We start from the raw sequence: 16,857 nt of genomic DNA on the forward strand, positions 1-16,857 counted from the left end.
TACAGCGCAATCCGAGTCATCACGCCAGTGGCCATGAGCCACAAGCCCCTATTGTTGCATCGGAACCGGTTGTGGCTGGTAGTAGTAGCCCGGCGGCGGAGGGGGTGGCGGTGCCTGGTAGTAAACCGGCTGCGGCGGCTGGACGTACACCGGCGGCGGCTGGACGTAGACCGGCTGTTGAACGTAAACCGGTGGCTGGGAGTTGGCGACGACCGTCCCCACTACCGCGGCGCCGACCACACCACCCAGTAAGGCCGCCCCCAAACCATACCCACCACGGGCCTCAGCCTGCCCCGCGACGGCGAGCACGCCCAGGAGCACGACGGCTATTTTTGCTCTTGAGAGCGGAGTCATCATGATAAATCCTCTTTTCTGCATCAAACCGGCTATTTTAATAAATGCTCCGGGAATACTGATCAGACCGTTTTTCCTGGGGAATACGTCACGCGCCAAAGTAAATACTTGGTAAATTTTGTATCTCATTTGTTACCTTTAACTTCCCCCCCGCCGCCCGGCAGTTCCAAAAATACAGAAACCCCCTCATAAATGGATTGAACTCACCGATCCAACACCAACTTCCGGCTATTTTTTATGTATATAAAACGATACACGATATAAAAACAGCGCGACATATTAAATGCAGCACGGCGATAGCAGTATGCCTGCACCCTCGCACCCGCCATTTTGACCACGCCTCGACGGCGCAAGGGTGTCAGCCGGGTCCTGCCTTTTTGTCGCGCAAACAAACAGGTCCCGTTTTCAGGTGGGACCTGCATCACTCAGAACATCACGGTGACCAACGAGCACTTAACGCGGCGCCGGAACCGGTTGTGGCGCGTAGTAGTAGCCCGGAGGCGGTGCCTGGTAGTAGACGGGCGGCGGTTGCTGGATATACACAGGCTGCGGCTGGACGTAAACCGGCTGTTGAACGTAAACCGGTTGGGAGTTGGCGACAACCGAGCCCACTACGAGCCCGCCGACCACCGCACCCAACAGGGCCGGACCGCCCCAACCCCAGCCGTAACCGTGGCCGTAGCCATAGTGGCCGTAACCGTACCCACCCCGGGCATCAGCCTGCCCTGCAATGGCGAGTACGCCAACAAGCAAGACAGCTACTTTCATTTTTGAGAGTCGACTAATCATGATAAGTCCTCTGCATTTGCACCGAACCGGATTTAATAATATCCCCGGGCATACCTTTCAGACAGTTCTTTTTGATGAATTCGCAACGCGCCAAAGTAAAGACTAGGTAAAGTTTGTACCCCGTTCGTCACTTGACATCGAAACCGAATTAAACACCTGCTTTGGGCAGTTTCATGAATACGAAAATAAGCCCGCAAATGAATGGCTTCCGCCCTCCCCGTCTCAACTTTTGACACGTTTATATGTATATAAAACCATACTCGGCGGCGACGACTTCGATGCGCTGACGGCGGAACGCTATGGCTGGCTCAATCGTGCGTTACCGGATGTCGAGCTGGATGGTTTCGTCGACCGGCTTGCCAGACGAATCGCCTCGTTCGACGGTCAGGCCCGGGCGAACGCGCCGCCGGACTGGGCCTTGAGTTCGAGCTGCGCATGGGTCACCCCCTAGGGTGGTTGTAGTGCCTTCTCTGATATGAAATTCTCTCAAGCATCACCTTTTTTGAACTCACCTCAATGTCTCGCTCCCAACGTCTCCTGGCCTTGATCCAGATTTTACGGTGCCACCGCTTTCCGGTGGCCGGTGCAGTGCTGGCCCAGGAGCTTGGCATCACCTTGCGCAGCCTCTACAGGGACATCGGGACCTTGAAGGAACAAGGCGCAAACATCGAGGGGGTAGCCGGACTGGGGTTTGTGCTGCACCCCGGCTTTCTACTTCCGCCACTGATGTTTTCAGAGGAGGAGATAGAGGCCCTCGTCCTGGGTTCGCGCTGGGTAGTCGAGCGTGCAGATGAACGCTTGGGCCGGGCAGCACGTAATGCCCTGGATAAAATTTCGGCGGTCCTTCCATCAGGCCTGAGGGACGAACTGGACGCCTCTGCGCTACTCATCGGGCCCAGCACCTCGCCGTTGCCGGTAGACATTGTGCAGCCGCTGATTCGCCAGGCGATCAGGGCAGAACTGAAAGTGGACATCGTCTACCAGGACTTGAAAGGCGAACAGTCCTGCCGAATCATCTGGCCGTTTGCTCTGGGTTATTTTGATGAAGCCCGCGTACTGGTGGCCTGGTGCGAACTGCGTGAGGGCTTTCGGCATTTCCGCAGTGACCGGATAACCGAATTCAAGGTGGCCCAGGAGCGATATCCGCGCCGACGCCAGGCACTGCTTAAGGCTTGGCGTCTACAGGAAGGAATCAGGCCCCAATAGGCGATGACTGCTGACAAAAATGGGTAGGGGCCTGCGTAGGATAGAAAGCGCCAGTCAGCACTGTGCTGATAGCACCACTTCCATCCCAGGCCAGGAGCCCTTCAATGATCAAGCCCAATTTTTTCATCTTGTATGTCGACAGCCCAGAAGCCAGCGCCCGCGTCTACGCCGATTTGTTCGGTAGCGCGGCGATAGAGGCTTCGGCCACGTTTGCGATGTTCGCCTTGGGCTCCGGGGTCATGTTGGGTCTTTGGTCGAAGCACACGGTGGAACCACGGGTCGCCGACATCGGGGTTGCCGGAGAAGTAGCGTTCTCCGTCGCGGAAAAATCGCTGGTTGAGTCAACCTATCAAGCGTGGCTCGCCAAGGGGCTGAGCATTCTCCAGACACCGGTAGAGATGGATTTCGGCTATACCTTTGTCGCCCTTGATCCGGACGGTCATCGACTGCGTGTGTTCGCTTCGTCGGACGCCTAGTGGCGGACCAGGCGAGCACCTCCCCAGGTCGGCAATCCCACTCACCCGCAGTGTCGGCGGGCGAGTGGGGCCAACTCCCGCGCTCCGCCTTGTCAGTCGTCTTCTTCAAGCAGCAACAGCGCACTCAGCGTCTGGCGCTTCCTGATCAGACGATGCTCGCTACCCGTCACCAACACCTCCGCCGCCTGGGTACGGCTGTTGTAGTTGGAAGACATGGAGGCGCCGTAAGCGCCAGCGGTATGGAAAACCAGATAATCGCCGACCTCGGCACTGGGCAACAGGCGAGACTCGACGATCCCACCTTCAGACTGGGTGAAGACGTCGCCGGACTCGCAAAGAGGTCCCGCCACAACCGTCGCCCGCATAGGCAATGGCTGATCGCGCCGGGTCAGCAACGATATCTCGTGATAACTGCCGTACAGCGAGGGACGCATCAGGTCATTGAAGCCGGCATCGACCAGCGTGAAATGGTTACCGCCCATTGGCTTGGTGGCACGCACTTCCGATACCAGCACACCGGCCTCTGCCACCAGGAAGCGCCCCGGCTCGATTTCCAGGCGAACCGGGTGGCCCAGATGGCGTTCAATCTGCTTGCGGGCGTGGTCCCATTGGGCAAAGTAATGATCGACATCCACAGGCTGTTCGCCCGCCCGGTAGGGTACTGACAATCCGCCACCGGCTGAAATGGCCTCGATATCCTGATCCAGGCCCACGACCAATTCCGCCATGGTGCTGCACACTTGCTGCAGATGCTGGTAATCCACCCCGGAGCCGATGTGCATATGTAGGCCCACCAGATGCAGGCCGTAGTCCCGAACCAGCCTCAGGGCTTCGTCCAACTGGGTGTGCCAGATCCCATGTTTACTGTTTTCGCCGCCGGTATTGGTCTTGCGGCTGTGCCCGTGACCGAAGCCCGGGTTGATCCGCAGCCATACGCGGTGGCCGGAGGAAAGCGGCCCCAGTTGATGCAGCATGTCAATGGAGCCGATATTGACCTCGACCTGCGTCTCCACTACTCGCTGCAAAGTGGCCCGATCAAACACATCGGCCGTAAACACGATACCTGCCGCTCCCGCCACAGAATCGGTACTGAATCCGGCCTGCAACGCCCGCTCGATCTCGCCGAGAGAAACCGCATCCACCCTCGCCCCGGCCTCGCGCATCAAACGCAAAATATGGAGGTTGGAACAGGCTTTCTGGGCAAAACGCACTGTGTCAAATGCGCAAAGCTGCCGGATGCGCTCTTGAATCAAGCGACCGTCATACACCCACAAAGGAGTGCCATGTTGCTCGGCCAGTTGCAACAGCAAGTTGTCAGCGAGGGTTTTCATATCAGCAGGTCTCAGGCAAGCAATGCGCGCGCAGCAAGGGGCTATCGCGCAGTCGGCGGCATGATGACGAAACAAGACTCAATCATAAAATATCAATATTCAGAAAGATCATTCATTTATGATATGGCTTTCGAAATCGGTGAGCAGATCCATGTCAGTCACGTTGCGCCATATAGAAGTGTTCAGGGCCGTGATGACCAGCGGCAGCGTGACGGAGGCCGCGGCCATGTTGCATACCTCCCAACCGACGGTCAGTCGCGAACTGGCGCGTTTTGAGCAACTGACTCAACTCAAACTGTTTGATCGCGTGCGCGGCCGCCTGCGACCGACGGCACAGGCCCTCTCGCTGTTCGAGGAGGTGCAACGGGCCTACTTCGGTTTGGGGCGGATTCTCAATACAGCGGCGTCATTGCGCGAGTTCGAGCAGGGCCAGCTATCGATTGCCTGCCTGCCGGTGTTCTCGCAATCCTTGCTGCCCAAGGCGTGCCAGCGTTTCGTTACGCAGTTCCCCAAAGCGAGCATGAGCATCACGCAGCAGGAATCACCGTTGCTGGAGGAGTGGCTGTCGGCGCAGCGCTACGACCTGGGGCTGACCGAAGTGGCGAATGCGCCGCCGGGGACAGAGCTGTCCCCCTTGATGACGGTGGATGAAGTCTGCGTCTTACCGACTGGCCATCCGCTTTTGGAAAAATCGGTTCTGGCACCTGAAGACTTTGCCTTGAAACCCTTTATCAGCTTGTCCAGCCTCGATAGCTACCGGCAACAGATAGACGAAATTTTCCGACAAGCCCAGGTCGAGCGACACAGGGTGCTGGAGACCCACAGTGCCGCTTCGGTCTGCGCCATGGTTCGCGAGCGTGTCGGCCTGGCCATCGTCAACCCGCTGACAGCCTTGGACTTCGTCGGGCAAGGCCTGGAGATCCGCCCCTTCACCGTTTCGATCCCCTTTACCGTCAGCCTGATCAAACCTTTGCACCGCCCGGCTTCCAGGCTGGTCAGCCTGTTTGAGGAAGCCTTGCGGGAAGAGGCTGCGGTAATTGAAGCCCGATTGGCGGCGATCAGTGCTCATTCAAGGGTGAACTTGTAGACTCCAGGCATTAGAGATGAAAAGCCTGCCGGCCAACCAGCAACCATTTGCCATGCTGCTTCTGCCAGACCTGGAAGTTCTCGATCTCAGTGGGAATCAACTCGCTGCCCTTGATCGCCTGTCCCGAAAAGTGATGGCGGACGAACGCCACGTCACCTGACAGGGTGATGGTCTGGTTCTGCATCTCCAGCGTCTTGAACGCGCTTTTCCCTGTTTCGATATCGCCGATAAAGTCCTTCTTGCCCTGCACCTTCCCGCTGGAATGCCCGTAGGTCAGGTTCTCGGAGGTCAGGGCTTTCAACTCAGGGATATCCCTGGTCAACATGGCCTGGGTCAGGTGATCCACTGCGGCGGCAACCTCCTTCTCTCCCGTCGAAGGGGCTGCGGCTACGTAGCCACTGAAGAGGCACAGGAAACCAATAAGCAGCTTGATTCTTGTCATGGGGTATTTCCTTGTTGTTATGGGCACGGGGGACGGTTTTCGCTACCGACGATATCGTCAGTCATCGTACAACACAACAGGCTTTTGCCGGGCAGACCGACGGACGAAGTGCTTGATGAATCCACCGCTCCGGCCTAGCTTCGTGACACGTGCCGTTGAACGCCTGGCCGTACCGCCAACCTACGCAAAAGGATTAACCCATGCCTTTAGTCAGAATCGATGTGGCCGCCGACACCGCTCCTGAAACCATTGCCACCATCAGCGATGTGGTTTACCTGGCCATGGTCCATACCGCCAATGTGCCTGAACACGACAAGTTTCAGATCATCAACCGCCATGCCAGGGATGAGTTGGTCTATCCCGCTGACGGTTATCTCGGTATTACCTATACACCGAACATCGTGTTTATCCAGGTGACCTGGAATGCCGGACGAACGGTTGCGGTCAAGAAGGCGTTCTACAGGGCGATCGCCGAGGGGATTCATACCCGGACCGGGCTGCGTAAAGAGGACGTGTGGATCAACCTGATCGATGTAAAACGCGAGGACTGGTCGTTCGGCAACGGCGAGATGCAGTACGCGCCAACGGAATGAGATGACATTTTAAATATTGGGGTGGCGCGCTCAATACGACGCCCCATTGACGGCTACACTACAAGGCAAGGCCGCCTATCATTCGTTCAGTTGATAGTAACCATCAAGGAATGCAAGTTCAGTTTTTCTGTCAAAGGAGGAGGATAGCGTCATGCCGAACCGACTTCAGAAGGAAAACGCGCGATGAGAATTTCTACCTTGCTGGCTCTTGTCGCCGTATTGACCGGCGGCTTCGTCGCTACCGTCCCAGCCTACGCGGCGGACGATCAATCCTGCCATTTCCTGCCGGTGGCCGACAGTGCCGCCAGCCTCAAGCACGCCCAATCGGTGGGGGTGCTTTACAGTGAAAACACCGTCAGCACCCTCCAGTACCTTGAGCGCTACCATAGCGTTGCGCTGAGCGGTGCGAAGAATGCGGCACTGGACCCACGCATCAGCGACGCCTTCGTCAACAGCTCAGATCCGAAGCTGGCCATCGACTGGCTCATGGGCTCGCTGCAGAAACAGTTCAGCTCGGTGACCGTCTACGACAACCTCGACGCGCTGGTAAAGGCCCGTCCTGACGTGGTGGTGATGCTCGACACCTACAGCCGTCTGGTGACCAAGCGCAACAGCCAGTTCGAAGCGCGTTTCGTCGCCACGTTCTACGACTCGAACCTGCAGTACATCGGCAAGGCCGAAGGCTTCGGTGGCAAGGAACTGCCTTCGGTCTGGGTCCATGGCAAGGCCGCGCCGGAGATTGCCGCGCAAATCAACCAGCAACGCGATTTGCAGGTCAATGCCCTGAAGCAATTCGATGCCTCGCTCAAAGCCTTGGTGACCACCGGTGAAACCGATCGGGTCGCCACCAACTGATTCCATACATCGCCAGGGGAAGCCACGCTTCCCCTGCTATTTTCTACTCGCCAGCAATCAATATCCCGCCACTATTGGCGTCAATACAAGTGCCTTCGAACACGACACGATTAAACATTAAGATTCGCATTTAAGAACATAAGCAATATGCAGACGAAACAAATTTTCAATCGCCCTGATTATTTAAATAGCCTGTGTATCCCCTTCAACTTTTGAGTATGCTTTATCCCTTGAACTCGTCTGTTTCAAGGCGAACGCCAATGATTGCCAATGACCTCAGAACCCACACCTGGTTAGTCGACTAGCCTGGTGCGCCGCGGGCTGAGAGTCATTTGCAAATAAGGGAAGAAGTTTCTAATGAACGATGAACAGTTCTCCGACGAACACGAGGACGAACGCTACAGTCCTGCCGAACGTGCGGCAGCGGCGTCCCGTTGTACCTGGGTCAGTGTCGGGGTCAACCTGGCGTTGTCCTGCATTCAGATCATCGTCGGTATCCTGTCGAAATCCCAAGGCCTGATCGCCGACGGTATTCATTCCCTGTCGGATTTGATTGCCGACTTTGTGGTGTTGTTCGCCGGCCATAAAAGCAAGCAGGACGCCGACGAAGGCCATCCCTATGGGCACCTGCGCTTTGAAACCGCCGCCTCGATGATCCTCGGGCTCCTGCTGCTGGCCGTGGGCATCGGCATGATCGGTTCGGCCGTGCTCAAGCTGCAAACCCCGGAATCCATCCAGAAAGTACACATCACCGCGCTATGGGTGGCGGGCGCCGCGCTGGTGACCAAGGAACTGCTGTTTCGCTACATGCTCGCCGTGGCGAAGAAGGTGAAGTCTAGCCTGTTGATTGCCAATGCCTGGCATGCACGCTCGGATGCGGCCTCGTCGCTGGTGGTCGGTGTCGGGATTGTCGGCAATCTGGCGGGCTATCCGATTCTTGATCCGATTGCCGCACTGGTGGTCGGCGGCATGATTGCCAGGATGGGCTGGTCGTTCGGCTGGAACGCCTTGAACGACCTGATGGACAGCGCCGCCGATGAAGAAGAGGTGGCGTCCATCCGCACTACGCTCCTGGAAACCCCCGGCATCAAGGGTGTGCACGATGTACGCACACGCAAGATGGGCGACATGCTCGCGGTCGATGCACATATCGAAGTCGAGGCTTCTATTTCCGTTGAAGAAGGGCATGCGATTGCCGTGGCCGCGCGTGAAAATGTCATGCTGCGCCATCGGGTCCTGAACCTGATGACGCACATTGACCCCTGGCATCGGCCGGACCTGGACCATCTCGACCCGTCCAGATCCGGAGCCTGAAACCTGGGCTCTTCCACGGGCCTTTTAACGGCTGTTCTTCAGACTCCTGCGCGCCGCATGCCGCTCCAGCGCCAGTTCGATCAAGCGGCTTACCAGCTCGCTATAGCTCATCCCCGCCGCCTGCCAGAGCTTGGGGTACATGCTGATGCGGGTAAAGCCGGGCAACGAGTTGACCTCGTTGATCAGCACTTCGCCGCCAGTGGTAAGAAACACATCGACCCGCGCCAACCCGGCGCAGCCCAGCACCTGGAACGCCTCGATGGCCTGTGCGCGAATGCGCTCGCTGTCCTCTTCGCTGATCGCCGCCGGCACCACCACTTCGGCGGCCTGCTCATCAATGTATTTACTGTCGTAGGAGTAGAAGCCGCTGCGCACGACGATCTCGCCGCAACCGCTGGCAATCGGTTGGTCGTTGCCGAGGATCGCGCATTCGATCTCCCGCCCGCTGACCGCCGATTCGATCAAGACCTTTTCGTCAAAGCTCAGCGCCAGGGCCAAGGCGGCCTGATACTCCTCGGCGGTCTCCACCTTGCTCACGCCCACCGACGAGCCCTGGTTCGCCGGTTTGATGAACAGTGGCAGGCCCAGCTTCGCCTGTGCGGCCTCGAAGCCGAGCCGCGCGGCGGTGGCCCGGTTCACGGTGATAAAGGGGGTCACCGCCAGCCCGGCATCGCGCAACAGGCGCTTGCTCACGTCCTTGTCCATGCACACCGCCGAGCCGAGCACGTCGGAGCCGACAAAGGGCAGGTCGGTCATGCGCAGCAAGCCTTGCAGGCAACCGTCTTCACCGAGGGTGCCGTGGACGATGGGGAAAATCACATCGACCTGCTCCAGCAGCGCCTGGCTGCTGGTGTCCACCAACTGCTGGCTGGACTTGCCGGGTACCACGGCCAGTTCGCGATTGGATTGGTTCAAGGCGATAAGCGCCGGGTTTTCGGCGTTGATCAGGTAGTTGGAGCTGTCGTTGAGGTGCCAGCGGCCCTGCTTGTCGATACCGATCAGGATCGGCTCGAAACGCTCGCGGTCCAGTGCATCGACCACATTGCGCGCCGATTGCAGCGACACCTCATGCTCCGCCCCCAACCCACCGAAAATAATCCCGACTCGCAACTTGCCCATCTTCCGACCTCGTGTCCAAATCTGTGTTTCAGGGAGATTCCCTTTGTGCGCAGACTATTCGCAAGGCGCTGGTTTGGCATCCCCTGATTTACGCTTTTTTTGAACACTACAGCACTCTAGGAGCCGGCTTGCTGGCGATTGCGGTGCAAGATGCAACGCGGTTGTCACTGGCAATTACGATGCACTACGCACCGCTGCCATCGCCAGCAAGCCGGTTCCTACAGAACTCGCATCATTCGTTTCGCCAATGCACATTCACCGTCTGGCCAGCCATACCATTGAGGACAACGCTCTGCCGGTCCTCGTGACCATTACGGCGGCTGACAACCTCATATTTGCCCTCGGGCAACTTGACGTAGACCATCGGTCCGACCTGAGTCAGCGACAACACCGACTCTCCGCCAGCCTTTTGGATCGTAATGTCCACATCGGGCAGGTACTCGCCCTTGGGTCCGACGGTCGAAACAATATGCAGGTTGTAACCACGGGTATGCAGCAATGCCTGGGTCTCATCCTCGCCGACCCCGCCCACCAGGTAAGACACGCCGTTCTGAGTCTGCGGCGATAGCTGTACCGCGTCCTGGTTGATCGGTTCACTGCCACCCACCGCCCAAGCGGTCGAGGACACGCCCAACAGCACAAGCCCGGACAAGGCACAGCCTAAAAGAACACGAATGGAGATCATGATGAACACTCCCTGGCTCCGATGGAGCCCGAGTCTCATCCTTCATGCGGGGCTGTCGCCCGATTTCGTTCGACAGTCGGGTGCGGGTCTCTGGATGGCGAGCAAGCGGCGCGGATGAGCGGGGGTTAACTTCACTTCTCGCAACGACTGCACTTTAAAGTCTAGTGCCGACCGACGGCCCGCTTAGATCAATTTCAAGCCATGGCGGAGGCCGGATAGGACAACCGGTTTCCAGAAATACGGGGGAAAACGCCCGATGACTGGCATCGGGCGTGGGTCAGGCAGGGCAGCGGCTCAAGCGGCGTTCAGCACACTCAGGTCCAGGCGCCCTTCGCGCAACGGCGGGCACCAGTAATAGCCGCCGGTAATCGGCCGGCTGAAGCGATACAAGCCGTCGACGATGCCATCGTCCAGGCCGCTCATACGCCGCAGTTGCGCCTCGAAGGCTTCGAAAGAATGGCCGAATGCCAGGAACATCAGGCCCGCACCCTGCTCGTTCGACCAGGGCATCGAGCGGCGCACCACGAAGGCCTCCGGGGCAAAGCTCTCCTGGGCGGTACGTTTGACGTGGGCGGACTCCGGTGCGTCGTCCAGCTCCTCATTGTCGCTCTTGCGCCGCCCCATGATGTTGTCCTGCTCATGAGCGGGCAGCGCGGCGAAACCATCCAGGTCATGCTGCCACTGCTGGATCGCGGCAAAGCTGCCACCGTCCGCGGCGATCCCCGCCGCCACCGCGGCCTCGTCCACCGGGTTCTCGGTGCCGTCTTCATAACCGGTCAGGTCGTGGCCGCTCTTGTGGCGGAAGGCCTCGGTCATCTGCACCAACTTCAGGGCCGGCGCCAGCGCCTGCTCCAGCGCACGACTGCGCAGCAGCAAATCGCCACGATCTTCACCCTGTAACCAGCACCACAGGGCATGCTGGGTCGACGGATTATCCACACCTACGCCGGTGATAACGGGAAAGGCCCGCAACCCTTGGACATGGCCACCCAGCGCCTGCACCAACGACTCGCCAAAACCGACCACGGTATGCTTTACGTCCACCAGCCGGGTGAGATTGTCGAGTGCGGCCGGCAATGCTTCGGCGGATTCAAGGGCGAAAAACAGGTGGCGTGCCTGCAAGGGCACAGGCTTGGCAAGGATGCCGGGCTGGTAGTGACTCATGGGAGCTCCTTTGGCAAAGCACGGAGTTTACCTTTGTTGCGCTCGCTACGCTTGCGACTGAAGCGACGGCGCCCTCAGAGCTTCTGTGTCATATAACGACCGCGCCCGGTTTTCTTGGCCTGGTACATGACCCGATCAGCGGCCAGCAGCAACGCATCGGCGGAACTCTCGCCGTTGCCCAGGGCGATACCGATCGAGACCCCCACCTGGCAAACCGTGCCGGCAATCAGAAAGGGCGTACTCAGCGCCGCGATGCATTTGGTGGCCACGGTACTCACGGTGTCTTCGGCATCGGTCCCGAGTTCGCTCAGCAGGATCACGAACTCATCACCGCCGATGCGCGCCAGGGTATCGCTCAGCCGCACCACCGCGCCAAAGCGCTTCGCCACCTGACGCAAGACCTCGTCACCGGCCTCGTGCCCGAGGGTGTCATTGATTCGTTTGAAGCCATCAAGGTCCATGAACAACAAGCCGACCTGCGTGCCTTTGCGCTGGGCCTGGGCCAACACCTGACGCAAGCGGCCAGAGAGGTGATGGCGGTTGGGCAAGCCTGTCAGGGTGTCGTGATGGGCGATCTTCTCGAGCTCCGCCTGCTTCTCGTTGAGCTTGAGCAACAGGCGATTGAACGCCGAGATCAAGTGACCGACTTCATCGTTACGCACCACCGGCAGGGGCGCATGGGGCAGTTCGTCTCGGGTCATGCAGTCCGCCTGGGCAGCGGCATGGAACAACGGACGAAAGAAAAAATACAGCACGATGGAACAGATAATGCCGAACAGAAAAATCGAGGCGATGGCCCCCCTGATCAGGAAACGCTGGGTTCGCTCAACGGTTGAAAAGGCCTCGTGGCCAGGCAGGCTGGCCACAATGAACCAACCCGTGCTGGGTACGGAGACCATGGCGCGGAGCTCTTCCTTGCCCTCGGCGTTGAGCGTGATCCCGGTACCGCGAAACCCCGCCATGGCCTGGTCCATCAGGGCATCGAGGCCCGGCCGCGATACCGGCTTGAAACCGATCCCCTGCGTGGAAGATTCGATCTGCAGGCGACTTTCCGGAAAAACCAGCTGGAACTCGCCCGTTGTCGTTCCCCCGCGGCTCTGCAGCAAGGAATCAAGAAACCCGGGGGCGGCGAGCGACATCATGCCAACGATGACGCCCCGTACCTCGCCCTCTGCATTCATGATCGGCGCGGAGATCGGCAGCATCGGTTCCGCCTTCGACCGGCCCTCGATCGGCCGGCCGATAAAGGGCTTACCGGCCAACCCGGCCTGAACATAATCACGATCCGCATAATCGCTATCGGGCGAAGCTTCTTGATTGGGGTCGCCCGCCACCCGCTTGCCACGGGCGTCGACGATAAAGAGATCGGTCGAGATCAGGGCCTGGTAGGGAGATCGGTCCTTCAGCCAGCCGCGCAGTTGTTCAGGATGCGCCAACAAGTCGAGGGGCATGCTGGCCGCAAGGCGCTCGATCAAGAGCCTGCGCCGAACAATCTTGCTGTCGACATCGTGCGCGACATAAGTCGCCAACGCCAGTTGCTGGCCTTCCACGACGGCGCTCAGGTCCTCGCGCAGGAAGTGGGTCAATACGTAATAGCGCACGATAGCGCCAGACACGACAATGCACAGCGCCAACACCAGCAATCGGGTCAACACGCTGTTGTAGATTCGGGCGAAGGTCAAAACGGCATGATGTTTTTTTGACATTATCGAAGTGTAACCGACGACATTACACTTTTCGCTATTTTCCCCAACGCTGCACGCACGCCATAGCAAAGCCTTGCGTAGGCAGAATCGCGCTTAGCCCATATGCACTGAACATCACTTATCAGGAGCTGGACCATGTCAGACACCAGAAACGCCTCATTTGATGCCATCGCCCGGGAACTCGGCTACAGCTTCGAGGGTGAAATGAAGATCGGCGGCAACTACGTACCGGCGGTGCGGAACGATCTTGAAGTCTATGTCAGCGGGCAGATTCCGCGCGTCGATAATACCGTGATGGTGACGGGCCGAGTGGGCGCCGAAACCACACTGGAGCGGGCGCGGCACGGGGCGCAGATCAGCACCATGCGGGCCCTGGCGATTTTGCGCCAGCTGCTCGACGGCGACCTCGGACGGATCAGGAAAGTCCTGCGCATCAATGTGTACGTGCAGAGCGCGGCGGACTTCACTCAACAGAGTGAAGTCGCCGACGGGGCGTCCGAGGTACTGTATTCGGTATTCGGCGAGGCCGGAGTGCATACACGTACCTCGGTCGGGGTGTACCAACTGCCGAAAAACGCCTCGGTCGAGGTGGATATGGTAGTGGCGCTCAACTAGACAACTGGTTGGCGAACTGCCCGACCGCATTGACCACCTTCTGCGCGCCGTCCTGGATCTCGACGATCACCGTGCCAGCCTCTGCCGCCAGCGCAAGACCTTCCTCGGCCTGGGTCTTGCCGCTGTTCATCAGCGACACCGCGTCCCGCGCCATGTCCTGGTTCTGCCGGACCACACCGACGATCTCGTCCGTAGCCTGGCTGGTACGCGAGGCCAACTGCCGCACTTCGTCGGCCACCACCGCAAACCCACGACCCTGCTCACCCGCGCGCGCCGCCTCGATGGCCGCGTTGAGCGCCAGCAGGTTGGTCTGCTCGGCAATGCCGCTGATGGTCTTGACGATGGTGCCGATCACCTGGGACTGCGCATTCAAGGCTTCGATGCCGTCGCTGGCGGTTTGCATGTGCGCGGCCAGATCACGCATCACCTCCACCGCCTGGGTCACCACGGTGGTTCCGCGCTGGGCGGTGCTGTCGGTCTGCAACGAAGTGCTGTAGGCAATGTTCGCCGCCTCGGCCACCGCCTTCTCCTGGTTCACCTGGGCGGTGATCACGGTGGCGAACTTGACCACTTTGTAGAGCTTTTCGTTGGCATCGAGGACCGGGTTATAGGACGCCTCCAGCCAGACCTCGCGACCATGGCTGTCGACCCGCTTGAAGCGACCGGCGACGAACTCACCGGCATTCAGGCGCTTCCAGAACGCCTGGTATTCGGCGCTGCTGGATTCAGCCGGCTCGCAGAAGACACGGTGATGCTTGCCCTGGATCTGCGGCAGGCTGTAGCCCATGGCATTGAGGAAGCGGTCGTTGGCGGTGAGCACTTCACCGGCCAGGTTGAACTCGATCACCGCGGTGGAACGCAACAGCGCACCGATCAGGTTTTCGTGCTCGCGTGACGATTCGATGGTGCGGGTCAGATCGTTGGAGTAAATCGAAAAACTGCGGATACGTCCCAGGGAATCACGAATCGGCTGCAGGATCGAACGCAGCCAGGCTTCCTGGCCATTGCCGCGCAGCAAGCGCACCGCACCGCTGAAATGCTCGCCCCGGGTCAAGGCATTCTTGAAACGCTGCTGAAAGTCAGAATGCTTGAGATAGTCCGGCACGAACTCATCCAGGCTGCGCCCCACCAGCGACGTGCTCGGGTAGAGCATTTCCTGGATGAAATTCTGGTTGGCCGATTCGATGCGACCGTCGGGGTCCAGGGTCAGCACAAGCATTTCCTGCTCCAGGCTATCCTTGACTTGCTGGACGCTGGAGAGTTCTTCGCGAAGAGCCGAGAGCTCCTGCTTCAAGCCTTTGTTAAACATGGGTGGCACCGATGGGCAAATGAAAGCGCGGGTAATCAGTCATTGGCATCGGCTAGGGCAGTTTTTTCTGAAGGCGGATTCCGGGTTATTTCCAGCGAGCGGCCAGCGAACAATTCGACTGAATTTTTTCCGCCCCCCGGGATCACTTTAGAACGACAAGGACGTATCCCCAGGAGGATTCCCAGGTTTATGAGCACGGCAAAGCTTTTCGTTATCGACTACACCCTTAATGGCACGCCCAAGTCTTTCGTGATTCGCTTGGAGCACATGGACAATGCCGAGGCCTGGCACTGGGCCAGTTGTGATGCCGGCGTGGGCCGCATCGGCAAGTTCGGTCGCGAACGGGTGAAGAAAACCAGCAAACCCATGGCCGAGAAATTCGGCATCGACGCGGTGAGCTGGCGCCAGGCCTGAAACATTCCCGCTGCGTGGCCGGGGGCCGTTTGTTGCCCCTGCCCGCGCCCTTATTCCGGCTTGAGCAATGCCTCATAGTCCGGACTGATTTCCGCCAGGATCATCAAGGCCGCCGCCCCCAGCGCCACCGCGTCGTGCCCGGCGGTACCGAGTTGCAGACGTGGGTACTCGCGGTCGCGACGACTGCTGATGGAACGGCTCAACGGTTCCAGCCCCTCCACCAGCCGATTCATGATCGCGGGCGGCAGGAAACCACTGATCAGGATGGTCTGCGGATCGAGCAGCGACTCGAGGATATTGATCGCCTGGCGCAAGGCCGGCACCGCCTCGTCGAGCCAGGCCTGGACACCAGCGGCAAAGCGCGGCTCGCTCATGTCCCAGGTGCTGATGTCCTGGTCGGCACGCTGGCCCAGGTGCTCGAGCAAGGCAGCAATGGAGATGTAGCGCTCCAGGCAACCGTGGTTGCCGCAATGACAGACCTTGCCGCCGGGCACCACAGTCATGTGGCCGATTTCCCCGGCGTTGTGCCAGTGCCCGGAATACAAGCGGTTACCCAGGTACAAGCCGGCCCCCAGGCCGCTGCCGATAAACAGGTGGACGAAGTGCTGCAGGTCGCTGGCAATGCCGTGCAGGCGCTCGCCCATGGTCGCCGCCGTGGCATCGTTTTCCAGCAGCACCGGCAGGCCGACGGCCTGTTGCAGGCGCAGGGCAATATCAGGCTCGTCCCAACCGGACATCGCGGTCGGCCCCACCGCGGTCATGCCCTCGACACTGAACGGTCCCGGCAGAGCCACGCCGACGCCGAGGAAGCGTCCGTGGGGCAGTTGCCCGCGAAACGCCGTTACCGTCTCGAGAATCAGCGGCAAAGCCTCTTCGAAGCTGGGGTAGTTCACCGTCAGGGTGACTTGGGCGCAGGTGTTGCCCAACAGGTCGAGCATCACGCCGATGATCGAGTGCTGCGCCACGTGAAAGCCGAGGGAAAAGCCACCCTCCGGATTGATCGACAACGGCACCGGCGGCTGGCCACGACCGATCTTCTCGGCCGCGTGCACCAGCAGCATCCCCTCCTCTTGCAACTCGGCGACGATATTCGACACCGTCTGCGCCGTCAGCGAGGTCAGTCGCGTCAGGTCGGCACGGGTCAGGCGTCCGCCCAGGCGAATGGCTTCGAGGATCACCCGGCGGTTGTGCAGGCGAGCGTGTTCAGCGTTGGTGCCGGTGGTCACCGTGCGGGTGTTCTGGAGACTTTTCATCGGCGAATGATCGGCGCTGCCAATTAATTAAATCAAGTTGAATTAATACTCGTGACGTGCTTTTCTATTCGTCAGGTCGCCGCTGTCCCAGGCGCCCGCAACCCATAACAATAACGATACCGAGTCGCTGCAAGGCGTCGCCGGC

Annotated in this window: 19 protein-coding genes and 1 pseudogene; 9 read left to right on the top strand and 11 right to left on the bottom strand. The window is 59.4% G+C overall.

Annotation, left to right across the window (positions count from 1 at the left end; genetic code table 11):
* Window positions 1-48 precede the first annotated feature (48 nt).
* Window positions 49-354: a hypothetical protein gene (locus HX830_RS16225; protein ID WP_256350529.1), complete on the bottom strand. Its 306-nt coding sequence runs from the start codon at window positions 352-354 to the stop codon at window positions 49-51.
* Window positions 355-807: 453 nt separating this feature from the next.
* The gene (locus HX830_RS16230) at window positions 808-1,122 is read right to left on the bottom strand and encodes a hypothetical protein (RefSeq protein WP_370868286.1); all 315 of its coding nucleotides are present in this window, start codon (window positions 1,120-1,122) and stop codon (window positions 808-810) included.
* Window positions 1,123-1,372: 250 nt separating this feature from the next.
* Between HX830_RS16230 and HX830_RS32145 the strand changes: the two genes are divergently transcribed.
* The 3 genes from HX830_RS32145 (at window position 1,373) to HX830_RS16245 (ending at window position 2,825) form a co-directional block, all read left to right on the top strand.
* Window positions 1,373-1,594 carry a hypothetical protein gene (locus HX830_RS32145; protein ID WP_248764372.1) on the top strand — a complete coding sequence of 74 codons (222 nt, stop codon included), beginning with the start codon at window positions 1,373-1,375 and terminating at the stop codon, window positions 1,592-1,594.
* A 92-nt stretch (window positions 1,595-1,686) separates the two neighbouring features.
* Window positions 1,687-2,349, top strand: coding sequence for a helix-turn-helix transcriptional regulator (locus HX830_RS16240; protein ID WP_306110044.1), 663 nt, complete (start codon window positions 1,687-1,689; stop codon window positions 2,347-2,349).
* 104 nt (window positions 2,350-2,453) lie between these two features.
* Window positions 2,454-2,825: a VOC family protein gene (locus tag HX830_RS16245; RefSeq protein WP_152740098.1), complete on the top strand. Its 372-nt coding sequence runs from the start codon at window positions 2,454-2,456 to the stop codon at window positions 2,823-2,825.
* A gap of 92 nt (window positions 2,826-2,917) precedes the next feature.
* On the opposite strand, the gene lysA is transcribed toward HX830_RS16245, so the two are convergent.
* The gene (gene lysA, locus HX830_RS16250) at window positions 2,918-4,156 is read right to left on the bottom strand and encodes a diaminopimelate decarboxylase (protein ID WP_152740099.1); all 1,239 of its coding nucleotides are present in this window, start codon (window positions 4,154-4,156) and stop codon (window positions 2,918-2,920) included.
* Between the two features lie 151 nt (window positions 4,157-4,307).
* Between lysA and HX830_RS16255 the strand changes: the two genes are divergently transcribed.
* A complete protein-coding gene (locus HX830_RS16255; protein ID WP_177101187.1) occupies window positions 4,308-5,243 on the top strand; it encodes a LysR family transcriptional regulator in 936 nt (311 codons plus the stop codon).
* A 10-nt stretch (window positions 5,244-5,253) separates the two neighbouring features.
* Here the strand turns inward: HX830_RS16255 and HX830_RS16260 are convergent, their stop codons facing one another.
* On the bottom strand, window positions 5,254-5,685 hold the full coding sequence (locus HX830_RS16260) for a nuclear transport factor 2 family protein (protein WP_103497536.1): 432 nt from the start codon (window positions 5,683-5,685) through the stop codon (window positions 5,254-5,256).
* Window positions 5,686-5,885: 200 nt separating this feature from the next.
* Between HX830_RS16260 and HX830_RS16265 the strand changes: the two genes are divergently transcribed.
* From HX830_RS16265 to HX830_RS16275, 3 genes are all read left to right on the top strand, one after another.
* Window positions 5,886-6,278, top strand: coding sequence for a tautomerase family protein (locus tag HX830_RS16265; RefSeq protein WP_152740101.1), 393 nt, complete (start codon window positions 5,886-5,888; stop codon window positions 6,276-6,278).
* Between the two features lie 183 nt (window positions 6,279-6,461).
* The gene (locus HX830_RS16270; protein WP_103497538.1) at window positions 6,462-7,133 is read left to right on the top strand and encodes an ATPase; all 672 of its coding nucleotides are present in this window, start codon (window positions 6,462-6,464) and stop codon (window positions 7,131-7,133) included.
* A gap of 357 nt (window positions 7,134-7,490) precedes the next feature.
* Window positions 7,491-8,447, top strand: a complete 957-nt coding sequence (locus HX830_RS16275; protein WP_103497539.1) for a cation diffusion facilitator family transporter — start codon at window positions 7,491-7,493, stop codon at window positions 8,445-8,447.
* A gap of 24 nt (window positions 8,448-8,471) precedes the next feature.
* On the opposite strand, the gene ddlA is transcribed toward HX830_RS16275, so the two are convergent.
* The 4 genes from ddlA to HX830_RS16295 all read right to left on the bottom strand — a co-directional run bounded on the left by ddlA (window position 8,472) and on the right by HX830_RS16295 (window position 13,121).
* On the bottom strand, window positions 8,472-9,566 hold the full coding sequence (gene ddlA / locus HX830_RS16280) for a D-alanine--D-alanine ligase (RefSeq protein WP_152740102.1): 1,095 nt from the start codon (window positions 9,564-9,566) through the stop codon (window positions 8,472-8,474).
* A gap of 232 nt (window positions 9,567-9,798) precedes the next feature.
* Window positions 9,799-10,251 carry a carboxypeptidase regulatory-like domain-containing protein gene (locus tag HX830_RS16285; protein ID WP_152740103.1) on the bottom strand — a complete coding sequence of 151 codons (453 nt, stop codon included), beginning with the start codon at window positions 10,249-10,251 and terminating at the stop codon, window positions 9,799-9,801.
* Between the two features lie 294 nt (window positions 10,252-10,545).
* Window positions 10,546-11,415, bottom strand: a complete 870-nt coding sequence (locus tag HX830_RS16290; RefSeq protein WP_103497542.1) for a Dyp-type peroxidase — start codon at window positions 11,413-11,415, stop codon at window positions 10,546-10,548.
* A gap of 74 nt (window positions 11,416-11,489) precedes the next feature.
* The gene (locus HX830_RS16295) at window positions 11,490-13,121 is read right to left on the bottom strand and encodes a sensor domain-containing diguanylate cyclase (RefSeq protein ID WP_177101199.1); all 1,632 of its coding nucleotides are present in this window, start codon (window positions 13,119-13,121) and stop codon (window positions 11,490-11,492) included.
* Window positions 13,122-13,256: 135 nt separating this feature from the next.
* Here HX830_RS16295 and HX830_RS16300 point away from each other — a divergent pair, with 135 nt between their 5' ends.
* Window positions 13,257-13,736, top strand: coding sequence for a RidA family protein (locus HX830_RS16300; protein WP_103497544.1), 480 nt, complete (start codon window positions 13,257-13,259; stop codon window positions 13,734-13,736).
* Here HX830_RS16300 and HX830_RS32520 read toward each other — a convergent pair.
* Together HX830_RS32520 and HX830_RS32525 are read right to left on the bottom strand one after the other, a co-directional pair.
* Window positions 13,729-14,160: a methyl-accepting chemotaxis protein gene (locus HX830_RS32520; protein WP_247263315.1), complete on the bottom strand. Its 432-nt coding sequence runs from the start codon at window positions 14,158-14,160 to the stop codon at window positions 13,729-13,731. The two genes, HX830_RS16300 and HX830_RS32520, sit on opposite strands and share 8 nt — an antisense overlap.
* A 108-nt stretch (window positions 14,161-14,268) precedes the next feature.
* Window positions 14,269-15,045: pseudogene (locus tag HX830_RS32525) on the bottom strand (PAS domain-containing protein); the annotation flags it as partial.
* Between the two features lie 189 nt (window positions 15,046-15,234).
* On the opposite strand from HX830_RS32525, the gene HX830_RS16310 reads away from it, so the two are divergent.
* Complete coding sequence (locus HX830_RS16310) at window positions 15,235-15,459, top strand: DUF6555 family protein (protein ID WP_103497546.1); 225 nt, start codon at window positions 15,235-15,237, stop codon at window positions 15,457-15,459.
* A gap of 50 nt (window positions 15,460-15,509) precedes the next feature.
* On the opposite strand, the gene HX830_RS16315 is transcribed toward HX830_RS16310, so the two are convergent.
* Complete coding sequence (locus HX830_RS16315; RefSeq protein WP_177101203.1) at window positions 15,510-16,712, bottom strand: ROK family transcriptional regulator; 1,203 nt, start codon at window positions 16,710-16,712, stop codon at window positions 15,510-15,512.
* Between the last annotated feature and the right edge of the window lie 145 nt (window positions 16,713-16,857).

It is taken from the genome of Pseudomonas gingeri, assembly GCF_013385425.1.
Taxonomy (GTDB): Bacteria; Pseudomonadota; Gammaproteobacteria; order Pseudomonadales; family Pseudomonadaceae; genus Aquipseudomonas; species Aquipseudomonas gingeri_D.

Bases quoted from the DNA above. Each gene is read 5' to 3' on its own strand.
- HX830_RS16315 (WP_177101203.1), bottom strand. From the start codon at position 16,712: ATGAAAAGTCTCCAGAACACCCGCACGGTGACCACCGGCACCAACGCT.
- lysA (WP_152740099.1), bottom strand. From the start codon at position 4,156: ATGAAAACCCTCGCTGACAACTTGCTGTTGCAACTGGCCGAGCAACAT.
- HX830_RS16295 (WP_177101199.1), bottom strand. From the start codon at position 13,121: ATGTCAAAAAAACATCATGCCGTTTTGACCTTCGCCCGAATCTACAAC.
- HX830_RS16245 (WP_152740098.1), top strand. From the start codon at position 2,454: ATGATCAAGCCCAATTTTTTCATCTTGTATGTCGACAGCCCAGAAGCC.
- HX830_RS16285 (WP_152740103.1), bottom strand. From the start codon at position 10,251: ATGATCTCCATTCGTGTTCTTTTAGGCTGTGCCTTGTCCGGGCTTGTG.
- HX830_RS16300 (WP_103497544.1), top strand. From the start codon at position 13,257: ATGTCAGACACCAGAAACGCCTCATTTGATGCCATCGCCCGGGAACTC.
- HX830_RS16275 (WP_103497539.1), top strand. From the start codon at position 7,491: ATGAACGATGAACAGTTCTCCGACGAACACGAGGACGAACGCTACAGT.
- HX830_RS32520 (WP_247263315.1), bottom strand. From the start codon at position 14,160: ATGCGTGATCTGGCCGCGCACATGCAAACCGCCAGCGACGGCATCGAA.
- ddlA (WP_152740102.1), bottom strand. From the start codon at position 9,566: ATGGGCAAGTTGCGAGTCGGGATTATTTTCGGTGGGTTGGGGGCGGAG.
- HX830_RS16230 (WP_370868286.1), bottom strand. From the start codon at position 1,122: ATGAAAGTAGCTGTCTTGCTTGTTGGCGTACTCGCCATTGCAGGGCAG.
- HX830_RS16260 (WP_103497536.1), bottom strand. From the start codon at position 5,685: ATGACAAGAATCAAGCTGCTTATTGGTTTCCTGTGCCTCTTCAGTGGC.
- HX830_RS16270 (WP_103497538.1), top strand. From the start codon at position 6,462: ATGAGAATTTCTACCTTGCTGGCTCTTGTCGCCGTATTGACCGGCGGC.
- HX830_RS16290 (WP_103497542.1), bottom strand. From the start codon at position 11,415: ATGAGTCACTACCAGCCCGGCATCCTTGCCAAGCCTGTGCCCTTGCAG.
- HX830_RS16265 (WP_152740101.1), top strand. From the start codon at position 5,886: ATGCCTTTAGTCAGAATCGATGTGGCCGCCGACACCGCTCCTGAAACC.
- HX830_RS16255 (WP_177101187.1), top strand. From the start codon at position 4,308: ATGTCAGTCACGTTGCGCCATATAGAAGTGTTCAGGGCCGTGATGACC.
- HX830_RS16310 (WP_103497546.1), top strand. From the start codon at position 15,235: ATGAGCACGGCAAAGCTTTTCGTTATCGACTACACCCTTAATGGCACG.
- HX830_RS16225 (WP_256350529.1), bottom strand. From the start codon at position 354: ATGACTCCGCTCTCAAGAGCAAAAATAGCCGTCGTGCTCCTGGGCGTG.